The organism is Roseovarius sp. 217 (assembly GCF_000152845.1).
Lineage (GTDB): Bacteria > Pseudomonadota > Alphaproteobacteria > Rhodobacterales > Rhodobacteraceae > Roseovarius.
Window position 1 is genome coordinate 2,407,298 of sequence record NZ_CH902584.1, and the last position, 15,643, is coordinate 2,422,940.

At 63.7% G+C, this 15,643-nt stretch carries 16 protein-coding genes; 8 read left to right on the forward strand and 8 right to left on the reverse strand.

Features of this window, described 5'->3' with window-relative positions; genetic code table 11:
• Positions 1–5: 5 nt before the first annotated feature.
• The 3 genes from ROS217_RS11485 to ROS217_RS11495 are packed head-to-tail and all read right to left on the reverse strand — an operon-like array spanning position 6 to position 2,496.
• A complete protein-coding gene (locus ROS217_RS11485) occupies positions 6–980 on the reverse strand; it encodes a threonine ammonia-lyase (RefSeq protein ID WP_009817919.1) in 975 nt (324 codons plus the stop codon).
• Complete coding sequence (locus ROS217_RS11490; RefSeq protein ID WP_009817920.1) at positions 977–1,810, reverse strand: alpha/beta fold hydrolase; 834 nt, start codon at positions 1,808–1,810, stop codon at positions 977–979. The genes ROS217_RS11485 and ROS217_RS11490 overlap by 4 nt, the downstream gene beginning before the upstream one ends.
• Positions 1,810–2,496 carry a haloacid dehalogenase type II gene (locus ROS217_RS11495; RefSeq protein WP_009817921.1) on the reverse strand — a complete coding sequence of 229 codons (687 nt, stop codon included), beginning with the start codon at positions 2,494–2,496 and terminating at the stop codon, positions 1,810–1,812. The genes ROS217_RS11490 and ROS217_RS11495 overlap by 1 nt, the downstream gene beginning before the upstream one ends.
• Positions 2,497–2,721: 225 nt before the next feature.
• Here ROS217_RS11495 and ROS217_RS11500 point away from each other — a divergent pair, with 225 nt between their 5' ends.
• Positions 2,722–3,150 carry an FKBP-type peptidyl-prolyl cis-trans isomerase gene (locus tag ROS217_RS11500; protein WP_009817922.1) on the forward strand — a complete coding sequence of 143 codons (429 nt, stop codon included), beginning with the start codon at positions 2,722–2,724 and terminating at the stop codon, positions 3,148–3,150.
• 341 nt (positions 3,151–3,491) lie between these two features.
• On the opposite strand, the gene ROS217_RS11505 is transcribed toward ROS217_RS11500, so the two are convergent.
• Together ROS217_RS11505 and irrA are read right to left on the reverse strand one after the other, a co-directional pair.
• Positions 3,492–4,481, reverse strand: a complete 990-nt coding sequence (locus tag ROS217_RS11505) for an NADPH:quinone reductase (protein ID WP_009817923.1) — start codon at positions 4,479–4,481, stop codon at positions 3,492–3,494.
• 11 nt (positions 4,482–4,492) lie between these two features.
• Complete coding sequence (irrA, locus tag ROS217_RS11510) at positions 4,493–4,912, reverse strand: iron response transcriptional regulator IrrA (RefSeq protein WP_040651373.1); 420 nt, start codon at positions 4,910–4,912, stop codon at positions 4,493–4,495.
• Positions 4,913–5,102: 190 nt separating this feature from the next.
• Here irrA and fabA point away from each other — a divergent pair, with 190 nt between their 5' ends.
• The 4 genes from fabA (at position 5,103) to ribD (ending at position 7,776) form a co-directional block, all read left to right on the forward strand.
• Complete coding sequence (gene fabA / locus ROS217_RS11515) at positions 5,103–5,612, forward strand: bifunctional 3-hydroxydecanoyl-ACP dehydratase/trans-2-decenoyl-ACP isomerase (protein ID WP_009817925.1); 510 nt, start codon at positions 5,103–5,105, stop codon at positions 5,610–5,612.
• A gap of 24 nt (positions 5,613–5,636) precedes the next feature.
• Positions 5,637–6,068, forward strand: a complete 432-nt coding sequence (locus ROS217_RS11520; RefSeq protein WP_009817926.1) for a hypothetical protein — start codon at positions 5,637–5,639, stop codon at positions 6,066–6,068.
• Between the two features lie 134 nt (positions 6,069–6,202).
• Entirely contained in the window at positions 6,203–6,685 is a 483-nt protein-coding gene (nrdR, locus tag ROS217_RS11525; protein ID WP_009817927.1) for a transcriptional regulator NrdR, read from the forward strand.
• The gene (gene ribD, locus ROS217_RS11530; protein WP_009817928.1) at positions 6,682–7,776 is read left to right on the forward strand and encodes a bifunctional diaminohydroxyphosphoribosylaminopyrimidine deaminase/5-amino-6-(5-phosphoribosylamino)uracil reductase RibD; all 1,095 of its coding nucleotides are present in this window, start codon (positions 6,682–6,684) and stop codon (positions 7,774–7,776) included. The genes nrdR and ribD overlap by 4 nt, the downstream gene beginning before the upstream one ends.
• 88 nt (positions 7,777–7,864) lie before the next feature.
• Here ribD and ROS217_RS11535 read toward each other — a convergent pair whose 3' ends face one another.
• The gene (locus ROS217_RS11535) at positions 7,865–10,948 is read right to left on the reverse strand and encodes a valine--tRNA ligase (protein ID WP_040650551.1); all 3,084 of its coding nucleotides are present in this window, start codon (positions 10,946–10,948) and stop codon (positions 7,865–7,867) included.
• A gap of 158 nt (positions 10,949–11,106) precedes the next feature.
• On the opposite strand from ROS217_RS11535, the gene ROS217_RS11540 reads away from it, so the two are divergent.
• Positions 11,107–12,081 (forward strand): zinc transporter ZntB, encoded by a 975-nt coding sequence (locus tag ROS217_RS11540; protein WP_009817930.1) that lies wholly within the window; start codon positions 11,107–11,109, stop codon positions 12,079–12,081.
• Here ROS217_RS11540 and ROS217_RS11545 read toward each other — a convergent pair.
• Together ROS217_RS11545 and ROS217_RS11550 are read right to left on the reverse strand one after the other, a co-directional pair.
• Positions 12,078–12,707 carry an HD domain-containing protein gene (locus ROS217_RS11545; RefSeq protein ID WP_040651378.1) on the reverse strand — a complete coding sequence of 210 codons (630 nt, stop codon included), beginning with the start codon at positions 12,705–12,707 and terminating at the stop codon, positions 12,078–12,080. The two genes, ROS217_RS11540 and ROS217_RS11545, sit on opposite strands and share 4 nt — an antisense overlap.
• A gap of 42 nt (positions 12,708–12,749) precedes the next feature.
• Positions 12,750–13,184: an Lrp/AsnC family transcriptional regulator gene (locus ROS217_RS11550; RefSeq protein ID WP_009817932.1), complete on the reverse strand. Its 435-nt coding sequence runs from the start codon at positions 13,182–13,184 to the stop codon at positions 12,750–12,752.
• A gap of 115 nt (positions 13,185–13,299) precedes the next feature.
• On the opposite strand from ROS217_RS11550, the gene ROS217_RS11555 reads away from it, so the two are divergent.
• Together ROS217_RS11555 and ROS217_RS11560 are read left to right on the forward strand one after the other, a co-directional pair.
• Complete coding sequence (locus tag ROS217_RS11555) at positions 13,300–14,430, forward strand: type III PLP-dependent enzyme (protein WP_009817933.1); 1,131 nt, start codon at positions 13,300–13,302, stop codon at positions 14,428–14,430.
• A 118-nt stretch (positions 14,431–14,548) separates the two neighbouring features.
• Positions 14,549–15,637 carry a DUF2235 domain-containing protein gene (locus tag ROS217_RS11560; protein ID WP_009817934.1) on the forward strand — a complete coding sequence of 363 codons (1,089 nt, stop codon included), beginning with the start codon at positions 14,549–14,551 and terminating at the stop codon, positions 15,635–15,637.
• Positions 15,638–15,643: the final 6 nt, after the last annotated feature.

The window sequence follows — 15,643 nt, forward strand, 5'->3', positions numbered from 1 at the left end:
CCCTCTCAGGCAAAGCGCGCAAGCGCGTCTTGGAACACATCCGCATCGACATTGCCGCCCGAAATGGTGAGAAACACCGCGTCGCCCGCGATCTGATCGGCACGAAAGAGGGCGGCGGCCAGCGCCACGGCACCCCCCGGTTCCGCCACCAGCTTGAGCCGGGAAAAGGCCAGCGCCATGGCGTGCAGCGCCTCATCTTCGGTCACGACCAGCCCCGGACCGCAGAGCCGCCGCATGATCGGAAAGGTGAGGTTCCCCGGCTGCGGTGTGACGATGGCATCGCAGAGACTGCCCGAGGTCCGGGCGTTGCGTTCGATCTGCCCCGATGCCAGCGATCGGGCGGCGTCGTCGAACCCCTCCGGCTCACAGGGCCGTGCGCGCAGGCCCGGCGCGTCCGCCTCAAGCGCCAGAGCGATGCCCGAGGTCAGACCGCCCCCGCCGCAACAGACCAGCACATCGGCGCGGGTGATGCCCATGGCCGCTGCATCCTCGGCAATCTCAAGCCCGATGGTGCCTTGGCCTGCGATCACCTGTGGCTCGTCATAGGGCTTGATCAGCGTCAGACCGCGCTCAGCACTCAGCGCCGCCCCGATGGCATCGCGATCCTCGGTTGCGCGCTCATAGAGCACCACTTCGGCCCCCAGCGCACGGGTGTTGTCGATCTTCATGCGCGGCGCGTCCGACGGCATGATGATCACGCTTGGCACACCAAATTGCCGCGCCGCGAGCGCCACGCCCTGCGCATGGTTACCAGAGGAAAAGGCGATCACGCCCCGTGCGCGGGTCGCTGCATCCAGCGCCGAAACAGCCGAGCGCGCCCCGCGATACTTGAAGCTGCCGGTATGTTGCAGGCACTCGGGTTTGACAAAGACGCGCCGTCCGGCGATCTCGTCGAGAAAGGGCGAAGACAAGAGCGGCGTGCGCCTTGCATGGCCAGCAAGGCGGCTGGCGGCGGCGCGGATCATCGTAATGTCGGTCATTTCATCTGGTCCAAGAGGGCGCGAATGGCGCCGAGGGATTGCGGTTCATCGAGAAAGGGCACATGGCCTCGGTCGGGCACGGTGGCGGTGATGAGGTCCGGGTGACGCTCTTGCATTTTCGCAAAGGTCTCAAGGCTTAAAAGATCGGAATTCGCCCCCCGGATCGCGGCGGTGGGAATATCCCGCAGCGCATCGAACAATTGCCAGAGGTCCACCGCCTCGCCAGCCCCCGCTTGGCCCACCAGCGCATCACGGAGCCGTGCGTCATAGCGCAGGCCAAGACCGCCCCCCGGTTTTTCATAGAACATGAAGCCCGCCTGTTGACGCCAGCGTTCCAGTGGCACGCCGGGAAAACCTTTGGCATGGACATGGGCGAGAGCGGCGGCGCAACTGTCCAGATCGGGTTGCGCCGGCTCGCGCCCCACGTAATCCATGATCCGCTCGATCCCGATGGGCGCCACCTCTGGCCCGATGTCATTGAGCACGACACCGCGCAGGCGTGCGGGATGCCCATAGGCCAGCGCCATGGCAATCAGCCCGCCGCGCGAGGTGCCGATCAGCGTGACACGCTCCAGCCCCAGATGATCCATCAATTCAATAGCGTCCTGCCCTTCGCGCAGGATGTTGTAGGACATGAAATCGGGCGCATACTCGGATTGCCCGCGCCCGCGATAATCCATGCAGATCAAACGATTGCCTGCGAGATGCGGCGCGACAAAGCTGAAATCGGCGCTGTTGCGCGTGAGCCCCGCAAGGCAGAGGATCGGCGCGCCGGTCCCCTCATCGGTATAATAAAGCGAGACGCCGTCAGAGGTGGTAAACCGCCCCATCAGCCGCGCGCCAGATCGGGAATGCCGGTCAGGTCGCGCAACTGGTGGCGCGGCGTGGCGGGCAGGCGGTCCACCGGATCGCCCGCGCGGTTGACCCATGCGGTCGCGAACCCATAGCCCGCGGCGGCACAGGCATCCCAGCCATTCGAAGACACGAAGAGCACCTCGTCGGGCGCGCAGCCAAACCGCTGCCCCACCAGATCATAGACCACGCGCGCGGGTTTGAAGATGCCCACGCTCTCGACCGAGAGCACATCGTCGAGCACATCGCCAATCCCGGCGGATTTTACCGCCCCCTGCAACATATCCGGCGCGCCGTTCGAGAGGATGGCGGTGTTCATCCCCGCCGCTTTCAGCGCGCCCAGCATGGCGGGCACTTCTGCATAGGCTTCCAACTCCCAATAGAGCTGCAAGAGCCGGTCGCGCAGCGCGGTATCGCCGTGCAATCCCTCCGATTCCAGCGCCCAATCGAGCCCGTCCTGAGTGACCTGCCAGAACCCTGTGTGTTGCCCCATGACCGCACGCAGCCAAGTGTACTGCAACTGCTTCAGCCGCCATTTTTCGGCAATTGCGGGCCAGTGTTTGGCAAATCGCTCGCGCCCCGGCTCGGTTGCGGCATTGCGCGCGGCGGCTGCCACATCAAACAGCGTGCCATAGGCATCAAAAATGCAGGTGGTGATCGGCATGGTCTCGTATCCCCCTTGGTGATCGCGCGCAGACTGTCATGGAACGGCAGGGGCGAAAAGACCCCACGCGCGCACGAGGCTGTGAGGGACCGGGCCGCAATTTCAGGAGTCGGTTTGCAAATCGGGACCGGCGTCGCTAAATTAGAGGGCAGTCGCACCAAGCACCCGCGCAGATCTTGCGTGGCCTTGCAAACTCATCCCCCTTCCAAACAGATTGGAGATCCAATGACGCAGGTCAAACCGGGCGATACTGTCCGCATTCACTACACCGGCACGCTGGCCGATGGCGCAACGTTTGATTCGAGCGCCGGACGTGATCCGCTCGAATTCACCGTAGGCTCTGGCCAGATCATTCCCGGCCTTGATGCCGCGATTACCGGCATGACTGTGGGCGACAAGAAAACCGTCGAAGTGCCCGCCGACATGGCCTATGGCCAGCCCGATCCAAGCGCCCAACAGGCGGTGCCGCGCGCCGAGATTCCAGCGGATATCCCGCTCGATTTGGGCACTCAGTTGCAGATGCAGACACCGCAGGGTCAGGTGTTGCCGGTGACTGTGGTCGACGTGACAGATCAAGAGGTCGTGCTTGATGCCAACCACCCCCTGGCAGGCAAGGATTTGACCTTTGCCATCGAACTGGTCGAAATCGCCTGAGTGCGAATGCGCTGTGCCCAGCGCGTGCGGTTCAGAAAGAGTGCGGGGGTGTTGGTCTGTTGCTGACATTGGTCCCAATTGATGAGCCGCGCGGTCGCTGGGCCGGGGACTAGCGATGCAACGGCGGCAACTGCCACTTAATGCAAGCAAAGTCCGTATGACTTTAAAGAGATGCACTCCATCTCAAAATCGCTAGGCCGTCACGCCGAAGGCGTGCCGAGAAAAAGCGGCGCATCTTCGGTGCGACGGACGGCCCAGCGATCGCGCGGCGCCCTTCGGGCTTGGTTCCGCGCGTAAGCGCTTGGGACCAAAGTCCGCTTCAGGCCAAACCCGGCCCCGTCTCACCCGATATCGAGCAAAACGGCACCCGCGCGCCCGGGCGTCATCACCGCCTCATGGGCTGCGGCGCAGTCTGACAGCGGGTAATGCGCCGCGATCTCGGGGCGCAACGTGCCGGCCTCCAGTGCTGCATGAAGGCGTGCGATGGCGGCCTCGCGCGCGGCGTCGGGTAGAATGTAGATCAATGTGATGTCGATCTTGAGCGCCTTGAAGAGAAACGGCCCAAAGGGCAGGGTCGGGGTCATCTCCTTGCCCGAGCCATAGGCGGCGATGGTCCCATTGGGGGCCATGACCTCGGCCAAAAGGCTGGCGTTCTGGCCAAACTCGACCTCTATGGCGCGGGTCACACCGCGCCCGTCTGTGGCTGCGAGAATCTGGGCCGCCAGATCAAGGCTGGCATAGTCGAACACATGCGCGGCCCCGGCGGCGCGCACCCGCTCCATCGCGGGGGCGGAACAGGTGGCGATCACCTGTGCTCCGGCGGCCCGCGCCAATTGAACGGCGGTATGTCCCACCGCGCCAGCACCACCTGAAATCAGGATCGTTTGCCCCGCAACATCGCCGTCGCCAAACACGGTCTGCGCAGCGGTCAGCCCGGGAATCCCCAAGGTCGCGCCAACCTCAAACGAGACACCGTCGGGCAGCGGCACAGCTTGGGCGGCGGGCAGGGCGATGAATTCGGCGGCGGTGCCATGGCTGCGCTGCCACTGGCCATTCCAGATCCACACCCGTTGACCGATGCGACCGGGGTTCACGCCTTGGCCCACAGCCTCAATCACGCCAGCCCCGTCGGAATGGGGTATGATTCGCGGAAAGGCGGGTTTGATCACGCCCGGACGCGTGCCGGCCCGCGCCTTGGCATCCGATGGATTGACCCCGGACAGGCGCAGCCGCACCAGAACCTCGCCCGCGCTTGGCACAGGCGTCGGCACATCGCCAAGGCTCAGAACGTCGTGCGGCGCACCAAAGGCCGCGTAGCTGACAGCACGCATGCTGCGCGGGATCACTTGGTCCGGCGCAGACGGATCACAACATCGACGGCGGTGATCTCTGCCCCGTCCGGGGCTTTGGGCAGGCGGGTGATTTCCAACTCGCTTGCCGGGGCATCGCTCAGACGGTTCTCGTCTTCCCAGTAAAAATGCGGGTGATCGACAGTATTGGTGTCAAAATAGCTCTTGGAGCCGTCTACCGTCACCTCTTGCAGCAATCCGGCGTCGCAAAAGGCGCGCAGAGTGTTGTAGACGGTCGCCAAGGACACTGCGTCCTCGCCGTTTTGGGCATCGGCATAGAGGCTCTCGGCGGTGACATGACGATGCTGGCCGTCACCGATCAGCAGCGTGGCCAAGGTCACGCGTTGCCGGGTGGGGCGCAGCCCTGCATCTGAGAGCCATTTGGCGGCAACCGATCCTGCCGGTGTGGTCATCGTCGCATATGCTGTCATTGTCTCGTTCATCCCATGTTTCTAGCAATATAGGGCCTCGGGGGGGGCAGTTTCAAATAAAATCCATTTACCAGCAAAAGGGGGTGCGGTGATGTCGCAGGCTTGCATGCGCCTTTTGCTGGATGCTAGAGGGGGGCGACGACCGGTATTTGCAATGAAAGGGGCCGCCTGAATGGCCGATTATCCAAGCAGCTTCGATCGTGACGATCTGCTTAAATGCGCCCGTGGCGAATTGTTCGGCCCGGGTAACGCCCAATTGCCCGAACCGCCGATGCTGATGATGGATCGGATCACCGAGATTTCCGGAGATGGCGGCGCGCATGGCAAGGGACATGTGGTGGCGGAGTTCGACATCACACCGGACCTGTGGTTTTTCAAATGTCATTTTCCGGGCAACCCGATCATGCCCGGCTGTCTCGGGCTGGATGGTCTGTGGCAACTGACCGGCTTCAACCTCGGCTGGCGCGGCTGGCAGGGGCGCGGCTATGCGCTGGGCGTGGGCGAGGTCAAGCTGACAGGCATGGTGCGACCCGACCGCAAGATGCTGACCTATTATGTGGATTTCACCAAGGCGGTGCAGACCCGCCGCCTGACCATGGGCGTGGCCAATGGACGGGTCGAGGCGGATGGCGAGGTGATCTATCAGGTGACGGATATGAAAGTCGCGCTCTCGGAAACCTGAGCGCGCAAAGTGGGAGGGCGGTAGATGCGCGGATGGATCACGGCACTCCTGAGCGTCATCGCCCTGCCCGCCACGGCCTGTCCTGAGGACCAGACGCTGTTTCTCAGCTGCGCTATGGAGCGGGGCGGCAAGGTGCTGCACGTCTGCAGCAGCGAAAAGGACGTGAGCTACAGTTTTGGCCCCAAGGGTGGCGCGCCGGACCTGGCGCTGACACGCCCTATCGGTGATGGCGCGGAAATCGTGCCTTGGCCCGGCATCGGCCGCACCATCTGGGAGGCGGTGCGCCTGCGCAATAACGCGGTGATCTACGAGGTTTATGTAGGTTTCGATAAATTCGATGCGGTGGACGATACCAAACCCGACAGCCGCTTTGGTGGCGTTGTCGTGTTGCAGGACGGCAAGGGCGAGATTGCCCATCTCAAATGCCGTGCGGGCACCGTCGAGTATAGCTTTTGATCCGATTTGCCCCCATGATCTGGGACGCTAAAATCCCCCCTACCCAAAACCTTGCGGCTGTCCTATAGTGGCTGTGGATAACTGGGCATCAGACCCATGACCCAAGAGGCAAGGACAGAAAAGGGGGACGGCCAATGCGCTGCCCGTTTTGCGGAAATATAGATACACAGGTCAAAGATTCGCGCCCCGCAGAAGAGCATGTCTCGATCCGCAGGCGCAGGTTCTGCCCCGGTTGCGGCGGGCGATTCACCACCTATGAACGCGTGCAACTGCGCGATCTGGTGGTGGTGAAATCCAATGGCCGCCGCGAGGATTTCGACCGTGATAAACTGGAACGCTCGATCCGGATCGCGCTTCAGAAACGTCCCATTGACCCTGAACGCATTGAACAGATGATTTCCGGTATCGTGCGGCGACTGGAGAGCATGGGCGAGACCGATATTCCCTCGAAAACCGTGGGTGAGATCGTGATGGAGAGCTTGGCACGGATCGACACAGTCGCCTATGTGCGCTTTGCCAGCGTCTACAAGAATTTCCAGGAAGCGGATGATTTCGACCGCTTTGTCAGCGAATTGCGGCCCGAGGACGCGGCCCTCAATCCCAAACCGGACGCGTGAGCGGCGCCGACGCCCGCTTTATGGCGCTGGCCCTGTCGCTGGGGCGGCGGGGCATGGGGCAATGTGCGCCTAACCCGGCCGTGGGCTGTGTCATCGTGCAGGGTAGGCATATCGTCGGGCGCGGCTGGACCGCGCCCGGAGGGCGTCCCCATGCCGAAACGCAGGCTTTGGCGCAGGCGGGAGATCTGGCGCGCGGGGCCACGGCCTATGTCTCGTTGGAGCCCTGCGCCCATCACGGCAAGACCCCGCCCTGCGCCGACGCCCTGATTGCGGCGGGTATCACGCGGGTGGTGGCCCCGTTTGACGACAATGATCCGCGCGTTGCGGGGCGCGGCTTTGCGCGGCTGCGCGCGGCGGGGATCGAGGTCCGGACCGGCGTTCTTGCCGATGTGGCGGGGCGCGATCTGGCCGGGTTCCTCATGCGTAACGAGATCGGACGACCTTTGGTCACGCTCAAGCTGGCATCGAGCTTCGACGGGCGTATTGCCACCGCCACCGGCCACAGCCAGTGGATCACCGGGCCAGAGGCGCGGCGCGTGGTGCATACCTTGCGCGCGCGCCATGACGCGGTGATGGTGGGGGCAGGGACCGCGCGGGCCGATGATCCCATGCTCACAGTGCGCGACATGGGCGCGCGGCGTCAGCCGGTGCGTGTTGTGGTCTCGCGCAGACTCGACTTGCCGCTCCTGTCCAATCTCGCGCGCACAGCCAAGGATGTGCCGCTCTGGCTCTGCCATGGGCCGAATGTGGACCCGGCACTGGTTGCCGCGTGGCGCGGCATCGGCGCGCGGCTCGTGTCCTGCGAGGTCAGGCTGGGGCAGGTTGATCCGGCGTCTGTTCTCAAGGCGCTCGGGGCCGAGGGGCTGACACGGGTGTTCTGCGAAGGCGGTGGGGCGCTGGCAGCCTCGCTATTGTCGGCGGGGCTGGTGGATGAGCTGATCGGTTTCACCGCAGGCTTTGCCATTGGGGCAGAAGGGCTGCCGGGGATCGGCGCGCTGGGTCTGGCACGCCTGGAAGAGGCGGCGCGCTTTCGTTTGGTCGAGACACGCAGTTTGGGCGGTGATGTGATGCACCGCTGGACGCGCGCCTGATCGCAGGCGGATTTTTGAGTATTTGACCCAAGAAAAAGCAGAGGTCCTGCTTCGTCTTGGGTCATACAGGCCCGCACAGGGCCATGGTTCAACCCAGTTCTGCCAGCCGCGCCAAGGCCGCGCGCAATTTGCTGTCCTCGTCCTCGCGCAGGGCGAGGTTCTCGCGCGCCTCAACCACCACTTCCTCGGGGGCCGAGGCCACGAAATTGGGGTTGTTCAAGCGACCGCGCAATCCGCCCAATTCCTTTTCCAGCTTGGTCAGCGTCTTTTCCAACCGCGCCTTTTCCTCGGCCACGTCGATGATATCGGCCAGTGGCAGGCCAAAGCTGCCGCCCTCGACCGCCACTGTGACGCAGCCTTTGGGGAAACGGTCCACATCCGTCAGGCTCTCGATGCGGGCCAGCCGCTTGATCATCACCTCGTTGCGCGCCCAGGCTGCACGCCCGGCCTCGTTCAACTCTGTGACCAGAAGCGGCACATAGAGACCGGCCGGCACATGCATCTGCGCGCGGGCCGAGCGGATTTGCTCGATGAGGGCGATCACCCAGTTCATTTCGCGGTCCGCAGCGGGGTCGATCAGTTCGCTGCCGTAGGTCGGCCAATCACCATGCACGAGCATCTTGGCGCGCGCACCCAGCGTGCCCCAGAGTTCCTCGGTGATGAAGGGCGTGATCGGATGCAAGAGGATCAGGCCCTGGTCGATGACCCAGGCCATGGTGGCCTGCGTTTCCGCCTTGGTGGCTGCATCCCCATCCAGCAGCAGCGGCTTGGAAAACTCCACATACCAGTCGCAGACCGTGCCCCAGACAAAGGCATAGAGCGCGCCCGCCGCATCGTTGAAGCGGAAGTTTTCTAGCGCTTCATCGACGGTTGCGCGGGTCTTGGCGGTCTCGCCGATGATCCATTTGTTGACCGTGGCGGTGGGCGTGGGAACCATGCCGGTCGAGCCGACCGCGCCGTTCATCTCGGCAAAGCGGGCGGCATTCCACAGTTTGGTGGTGAAATTGCGATAGCCCGCGATGCGCTCTTTCGAGAGCTTCAGGTCGCGCCCCATGGCGGCCATAGAGGTCAATGTGAACCGCACCGCATCGGTGCCATAATCCGCAATCAGATCCAGCGGGTCGAGCACATTGCCTAGGCTCTTGGACATCTTCTTGCCCTTCTCGTCGCGCACGAGAGCGTGGACATAGACATGGCTGAACGGCTTTTGCCCGACCACGGCATATTGCATCATCATCATCCGTGCGACCCAGAAAAAGATGATGTCAAAGCCGGTGATGAGAACAGAGGTCGGGAAATAGCGCTTGAGTTCCGCCGTGTCCTCGGGCCAGCCCAGCGTGCCGATGGGCCAGAGACCCGACGAGAACCATGTGTCGAGCACGTCGGGGTCGCGCCAGACCGGATAGACCAGATGGGTGGGGTCTTGCGTGGCGGTATACTCTGCCAGTGCACTGGCCAGTTGATGCAGCGCCTCATCCCGGCTCGCGACTTCAACCACCCGCATCGCGGCCAGAGGCACCGGCAGGCTGGCGAGCCTGTCGTGATAGGCGTCCGAGACGGTGCCAAAATCCGCACCGCATTCCATCAAGGGGCTGAGATGCCCTTCGTTCAAGAGGCGCAGCATTTCCACCAGATCGAGCGTGCCATCGCCCTCGTCATCGTGGAAATCCGGCGCGCTGAGGTCAAAGCCGTACCACACCGGAATCTGATGCCCCCACCAGAGTTGCCGAGAGATGCACCATGGCTCGATATTCTCCAGCCAGTGGAAATAGACCTTGCGGTCGCTTTCCGGCAGGATCGTCACCTCGCCCGAGCGCACGGCGTCGAGGGCGGGGCCAACGATCTTGGCGGTGTCGACGAACCATTGATCGGTCAGCATCGGCTCGATGACGACTTTGGAGCGGTCGCCGAAGGGCTGCATGATCGGTTTGGCCTCGACGAAGGGCACGTCCTCTCCGTCCTCCGTCGTCACCATCACCGCCAGCCCTTCCTCTGTGATCTCGGCCACGACCTGTTCCCGCGACTCGAACCGATCCAGACCGCGCAGGTGGTCGGGCACGAGGTTCAACGTGTCCACCTCTTCGATGGTGAACGCCGCCCCTTCGGCGATCTCCTGCGCGCGGGTGGCACATTCGGCGTAGGGCGCGCCATCGGCCCGCATCTGCGCGCGGGTATCCATCAGGCGGTACATCGGGATGCCATTTCGGCTCGCCACGCCATAATCGTTGAAATCATGCGCGCCGGTGATCTTGACCGCGCCCGAACCGAAATCGGGATCGGGGTAGTCATCGGTGATGATCGGGATCAGGCGGCGATGCTCCTTTGGTCCCACCGGGATTTCGCAGAGTTTTCCGATAATTGGCGCGTAACGTTCATCTGATGGATGAACAGCGACGGCGCCATCACCCAACATGGTTTCCGGCCGGGTGGTGGCGATGGAAATGTAATCTCGCGTTTCCCGCAGGGTCACGTTGCCGTCTGCGTCTTTCTCGACATAGTCATAGGTCTCGCCCCCGGCCAGCGGGTATTTGAAATGCCACATATGGCCCGCGACCTCGATATTCTCGACCTCAAGATCGGAAATCGCCGTCTCGAAATGCGGATCCCAATTGACCAATCGCTTGCCGCGATAGATCAGACCCTTGGCGTGCATATCGACAAAGACCTTGATGACGGCATCATGGAAATTGCCCTCTTCGCCCGCCGGTGCCCCCGGTGCGCCTGACATGGTAAAGGCGTTGCGCGACCAGTCGCAGGAGGCGCCCAAGCGTTTCAACTGATTGATGATCGTATCGCCGGATTGCGTCTTCCACTCCCAGACCTTTTCGAGAAACGCCTCACGCCCCATCTCGCGGCGTGAAGGCGCGCCCTCGGCGGCCAGCTTGCGCTCGACCACCATCTGCGTGGCGATGCCCGCGTGATCCTGCCCCGGCTGCCAGAGCGTGTCATGCCCGCGCATCCGGTGCCAGCGGATCAGAATATCCTGAAGCGTATTATTGAAGGCATGCCCCATATGCAGGCTGCCGGTCACATTGGGCGGCGGGATCATGATGCTGAAGGTCTCGGCCCCCGGCGCGGCATTTGCCCCGGCCCGGAACGCGCCTGCGTCCTCCCACGCCTGATAGAGCCGCGTCTCGGCCTCGGCCGCGTCGAATGTCTTTTCCATCGCCATGACGTCTTGATCCTGCAAAAACCGGGTTTCGCCCTGCTCTATCTAATGTGGGCTCAGAGGAAAAGCCAAAGCGCGCATTTTCTTGGCCCGCCTGCGTGACAAGCGGGGGCAATGTGGCGCAGAGTGTCCGGCAAAACACGATGAGGGAGAACAGGCAGATGGACGGGGTCCGGCAATGGCGGTTGAGCCGGGATGGCAAGGGCACGCCGGTCGATGCGACAGGCGAGACGCTGGCGGACTGGCAGGACAGGCAATCGCTGACATGGGTGCATGTCAATTGCGCCCATCCCGGTGCGCGTGAGTGGCTGGAGGCCTCGGGGCTGGACCCGCTGGTGCTGCGCGCGCTGCTCGCGCCTGAAACCCGGCCGCGCGCAACCGTGCATGGGTCTGGCGTGCTCACCAACCTGCGCGGTGTCAATCTCAACCCCGGTGACGAGGTCGAGGATATGGTGTCCCTGCGGATGTGGGTCACCGAGGGGCTGGTGGTCAGCGTGCAACTGCGTCGTCTGATGGCGGTGAGCGATGTCATGGAAGGCATCACGCGCGATCAGGGGCCGGATGGTGCGGCGGAACTGGTGGCGCGCCTGGCGCTGCGTCTGGCAGACCGGGCAGAGCCGGTGGTCGCCGGGTTGAACGAAAAGCTGGATCTGCTTGAAGATCATGTGATCGACACTCTGGCGGTGCTCGACCGGCGCGATCTGGCGGATGTGCGGCGGGTGGCGATCATGCTGCGACGGCACATGGCACCGCAACGCGATGCGCTCAGCACCTTTGAGATTGAGGATATGCCGTGGATTCGCAGCCACGACCGCAGCCGGTTGCGCGAAGCCACAGAGCGGGTGACGCGGCTGGCCGAGGAGTTGGACGCGATCCGCGACCGCGCACAGGTGGTGCATGATCAGATCATGGATGCCCGCGCGGAATCGATGAACCGCCAGATGCTGCTCTTGTCCGTGGTGGCGGCGATCTTTCTGCCGCTGGGGTTGATCACCGGGCTCTTGGGGATCAATGTGGGCGGCATGCCCGGCGCGGATGACGTGCGCGCATTCTGGCTGGTCTGCGCCGGGCTGGTGGTGCTGGGGGTGGCGTTGATGGCGATTTTCTGGCGCATGGGGCTCTTGGGGCGGCGCTAACCTCGGTTCTGGCGCGCCGACGCGAGGGATACATCAGTCAGCGGTACGCGCAGGCCCGCGCGGATCACCGCCGGGTCGTAGGGTTTGCGCGCAAACACCTCTTCGACCAGCGGGGCAAAAAATTCCAGCGGCAGGTTGTCGTACTCGGGATCAAAGCTGGCCTGATCCCAGCGTTCGCAAAACTCGGCGCAATCGTCAAAATAGGCATTGCCCCGGTGACGGTCGCGCTTGTGCTGATCAAACCCGTCAAGGTGCTGGCCATAATAAAGCATCTGGAAATCGCCATGGGTCGCCACGCACCAGGTGCATTGTTCGCGCAAAAACGGCTTGAGGATCGTCGCGGCGTATTCGTCGTGATTGTAGGGCGCATAGATATCGCCAATGTCGTGCAAGAGTGCGGCGACCACCCAATCGGTATCCGCGCCCCCGCGCCACGCCCGTGTGGCCGACTGGACAGAGTGCCCAAGCCGGGTGATCTGATAGCCTGACAGGCTCTGATCCAGATCGACCAGCGCGCTCAACAGGCGCTTGGCCGTGTGTCGGGTATGGTCGATCTCATGGGCGGTGAGGAATTCGTAGTCCTCTTTGGTGCCGTCCTTCATTTGTCTGAAACTGACCGTGTCCATGCCTGCGCCTCCGCTTGTGTTGGTGCGGCCAGACTGCTGCACTCAGTGACCCCGGTCAAGTTTGGTCGAGAGGTGAATCAGGCTCTCGGAACTGCGCACGCCCTTGGCCTCGCCGATGCGGTCCAGGGTCTCATCCAGCGCTTCGGTGGTCTCCGCCTCAATCATCACGATCAGGTCGAACCGCCCCGAAGTGGTATGCACCCGGCGCACCTGTGGCAGCGATTTCAGCCGTGCCAGCACCGTTGGGCCAGAGCGCGGCTCGATGCTGACCAGCGCCGTTGCGCGCAGGGCAGGGCGTGTCTCGGCGCTCAGCCTCAGGCTATAGCCCGTGATGACCCCAGAGGTTTCCAGCCGGTCAAGCCGCGCCTGCACGGTGGTGCGCGCCAACCCCAATTTGCGCGCCAGTGTCGCCACCGGCAGGCGGGCGTTTTCCTGCAAGAGTGCGATCAAGGCATGATCAGTTTCGTCTATTTGCATGATCACCTCGTCAATATGACGACTATATCTGCCAATATATACGAAATGACACCATGAATCGACGAGAATTCGCGGCACACTCAAAGAAAAGACGCAGCAGATTGAGGTATGTCCGATGAAAAACGCCGCCCCCTGGTCCGATCCGCGCGCCCATCTGATGCGCCAGACCCCCGATGCGGCGCTGCTCTATTTTTCACCCGACCAATTGCAAGCCACCGCCCGAGCCTTTCAGTCCGGGTTTCCGGGGCTTGTGACCTATGCGGTCAAGGCCAATCCGGGGGCCGAGGTGCTGGCCAATCTGGTGGCGGCGGGGATCACTGCCTTTGACGTGGCCAGCCCCGAGGAAATGCGCGCCGTGCGCGACGTCTGCCCCGATGCCGTGCTGCATTACAACAACCCCGTGCGGTCCATCCCCGAGATCGAGGTTGCGTCGCAAATGGGCGTGCGGTCCTATTCCATCGACTGCCTGCGCGAATTGGACAAGCTGACGGGGCGGATTGCACCCGATGCCGAAATCACCGTGCGCCTTGCCCTGCCGGTGCGCGGTGCTGCCTATGATTTCGGGGCCAAGTTCGGCGTCGGGCCAGAGCGCGCTGCGGACTTGCTGCGCGTCGTCGCAGAGCGTGGCTTTACCCCCTCGATGACCTTTCATCCCGGCACCCAATGCGCCGACCCGGCGGCATGGGGTGCCTATATCAGTGTCGTCGCCGAGGTGGCGCATGCGGCGGGCGTGCGTCTGGCACGGCTCAACGTGGGCGGCGGCTTTGCGTCGCATCGGACCGGGACCACGCCGGATCTGACCGCGGTTTTTGATCACATCGGGGCCGAGGTGGCGCGGGTCTTTGGGCCCAATGCTCCGGCGCTCGTGTGCGAGCCGGGCCGCGCCATGGTGGCCGAGGCCTTTAGTATGGCCGTGCGCGTCAAGGCGCTGCGCGACAGTGGCGCCATCTTTGTCAATGACGGGGTCTACGGCGGTCTCACCGAAATCCGCGATATCGGCGCGCCGGACCGCCTCACCGTGCTGGCCCCGGACGGCACGCCCCGCACCGGCGCGCCGCTGCCGCGCGTGGTCTTTGGTCCGACCTGCGACAGCATCGACCGGCTGCCTGATCCTCTGCCTCTGCCGTCGGATCTGGCCGAGGGCGATTACTTGCTGATTGCGGGCATGGGGGCCTATACCCGCTGCCTCAGCACCGATTTCAACGGCTATGGCCTGCGCGAGATTGTGACCGTTGCGCAACTGTAACGCGGCGCTCACAGTGATTTTCATGGAATCGCAACGGATTTCTGCGCAAGCTGAGGACAAGTCCCGGTCGCGCCCTTGACCCCTTGGGCGCGCTCTCGGGCGGCAAAGGCGGTGCGTCATGTCATGGCGGAGTTGGACCAAGAGCGTTCTGGACTGGCTGCGGCCGGGGCCGAGTGAGGCGCACCCGGCCTTTGGCCACCGGCGCGGGCCGGTCAACCATGTGCTCATCCTCGACGGTACGATGTCGAGCCTGTCACCGGGGTTTGAAACCAACGCCGGCCTCACCTACAAATTGCTGCGTGAGGTGTCGGGGGCCAATCTCTCGCTCTATTACGAGGCGGGGATTCAATGGCGCGACTGGCGCGCCACCGGCGACATCGTGATGGGGCGTGGCATCAACCGCCAGATTCGCCGCGCCTATGGCTATCTGGCCAATCGCTACCGCCCCGGTGACCGGATTTTCCTCTTGGGCTACTCACGTGGCGCTTATGCGGTGCGCTCGCTGGCAGGCGTGATCGACCGCATCGGCCTCTTGCGCGCCGAAGAGGCGACAGAGCGCAATGTGCATCAGGCCTTTCGCCATTACCGCTGCACGCCCTCGGGCCGCGCCGCTCAGGCCTTTGCCCGCGCCCATTGCCATGAGAATACCCATGTCGAGATGATCGGTGTCTGGGATACGGTCAAGGCGCTGGGCCTGCGCGTCCCGATTCTCTGGCGCTTTCGCGCCGATGCGCATGGTTTTCACAATCACCAACTGGGGCGCACCACGCGGCACGGCTATCATGCGCTGGCCCTCGATGAGACCCGCAATGCCTATACGCCTGTGCTCTGGGATTGCCCGCCCGAATTCGACGGCCATGTCGAACAGGTCTGGTTCCGGGGCTGTCACTCGGATGTGGGCGGGCAACTCTGCGGCATCCATGCCGCGCGTCCCCTCGCCAATATCCCACTGGTCTGGATGCTTGAGCGGCTTGAGGGCTGCGCGTTGCCGCTGCCCGCCGATTGGCGCGCGCGCTTTCCGCAGGATATCCATGCGCCCTCGGTGGGCACATGGGCGGGCTGGGGCAAGATCCTCGTGCTGCGCCGCCCCCGCGTGGTGGGGCGCGACCGCTCTGAGCGCCTGCATGAGAGCGTGGGGGGTCTTGCCCGCCGTCGCTGGGGCGGCCCGCGTCTGACCGGCGTGTTCAAGCAGCAGGGCGGCACCTGAGCGCGC

What these genes read in the sequence shown, in the direction of transcription:
- ROS217_RS11500 (WP_009817922.1), top strand. Translation starts at nt 2,722, where the DNA reads ATGACGCAGGTCAAACCGGGCGATACTGTCCGCATTCACTACACCGGC.
- ROS217_RS11540 (WP_009817930.1), top strand. Translation starts at nt 11,107, where the DNA reads ATGGACGGGGTCCGGCAATGGCGGTTGAGCCGGGATGGCAAGGGCACG.
- irrA (WP_040651373.1), bottom strand. Translation starts at nt 4,912, where the DNA reads ATGACCACACCGGCAGGATCGGTTGCCGCCAAATGGCTCTCAGATGCA.
- ROS217_RS11535 (WP_040650551.1), bottom strand. Translation starts at nt 10,948, where the DNA reads ATGGCGATGGAAAAGACATTCGACGCGGCCGAGGCCGAGACGCGGCTC.
- ROS217_RS11550 (WP_009817932.1), bottom strand. Translation starts at nt 13,184, where the DNA reads ATGCAAATAGACGAAACTGATCATGCCTTGATCGCACTCTTGCAGGAA.
- ROS217_RS11520 (WP_009817926.1), top strand. Translation starts at nt 5,637, where the DNA reads ATGCGCGGATGGATCACGGCACTCCTGAGCGTCATCGCCCTGCCCGCC.
- nrdR (WP_009817927.1), top strand. Translation starts at nt 6,203, where the DNA reads ATGCGCTGCCCGTTTTGCGGAAATATAGATACACAGGTCAAAGATTCG.
- ROS217_RS11555 (WP_009817933.1), top strand. Translation starts at nt 13,300, where the DNA reads ATGAAAAACGCCGCCCCCTGGTCCGATCCGCGCGCCCATCTGATGCGC.
- ROS217_RS11485 (WP_009817919.1), bottom strand. Translation starts at nt 980, where the DNA reads ATGACCGACATTACGATGATCCGCGCCGCCGCCAGCCGCCTTGCTGGC.
- ROS217_RS11505 (WP_009817923.1), bottom strand. Translation starts at nt 4,481, where the DNA reads ATGCGTGCTGTCAGCTACGCGGCCTTTGGTGCGCCGCACGACGTTCTG.
- ROS217_RS11545 (WP_040651378.1), bottom strand. Translation starts at nt 12,707, where the DNA reads ATGGACACGGTCAGTTTCAGACAAATGAAGGACGGCACCAAAGAGGAC.
- ROS217_RS11490 (WP_009817920.1), bottom strand. Translation starts at nt 1,810, where the DNA reads ATGGGGCGGTTTACCACCTCTGACGGCGTCTCGCTTTATTATACCGAT.
- ROS217_RS11560 (WP_009817934.1), top strand. Translation starts at nt 14,549, where the DNA reads ATGTCATGGCGGAGTTGGACCAAGAGCGTTCTGGACTGGCTGCGGCCG.
- fabA (WP_009817925.1), top strand. Translation starts at nt 5,103, where the DNA reads ATGGCCGATTATCCAAGCAGCTTCGATCGTGACGATCTGCTTAAATGC.
- ROS217_RS11495 (WP_009817921.1), bottom strand. Translation starts at nt 2,496, where the DNA reads ATGCCGATCACCACCTGCATTTTTGATGCCTATGGCACGCTGTTTGAT.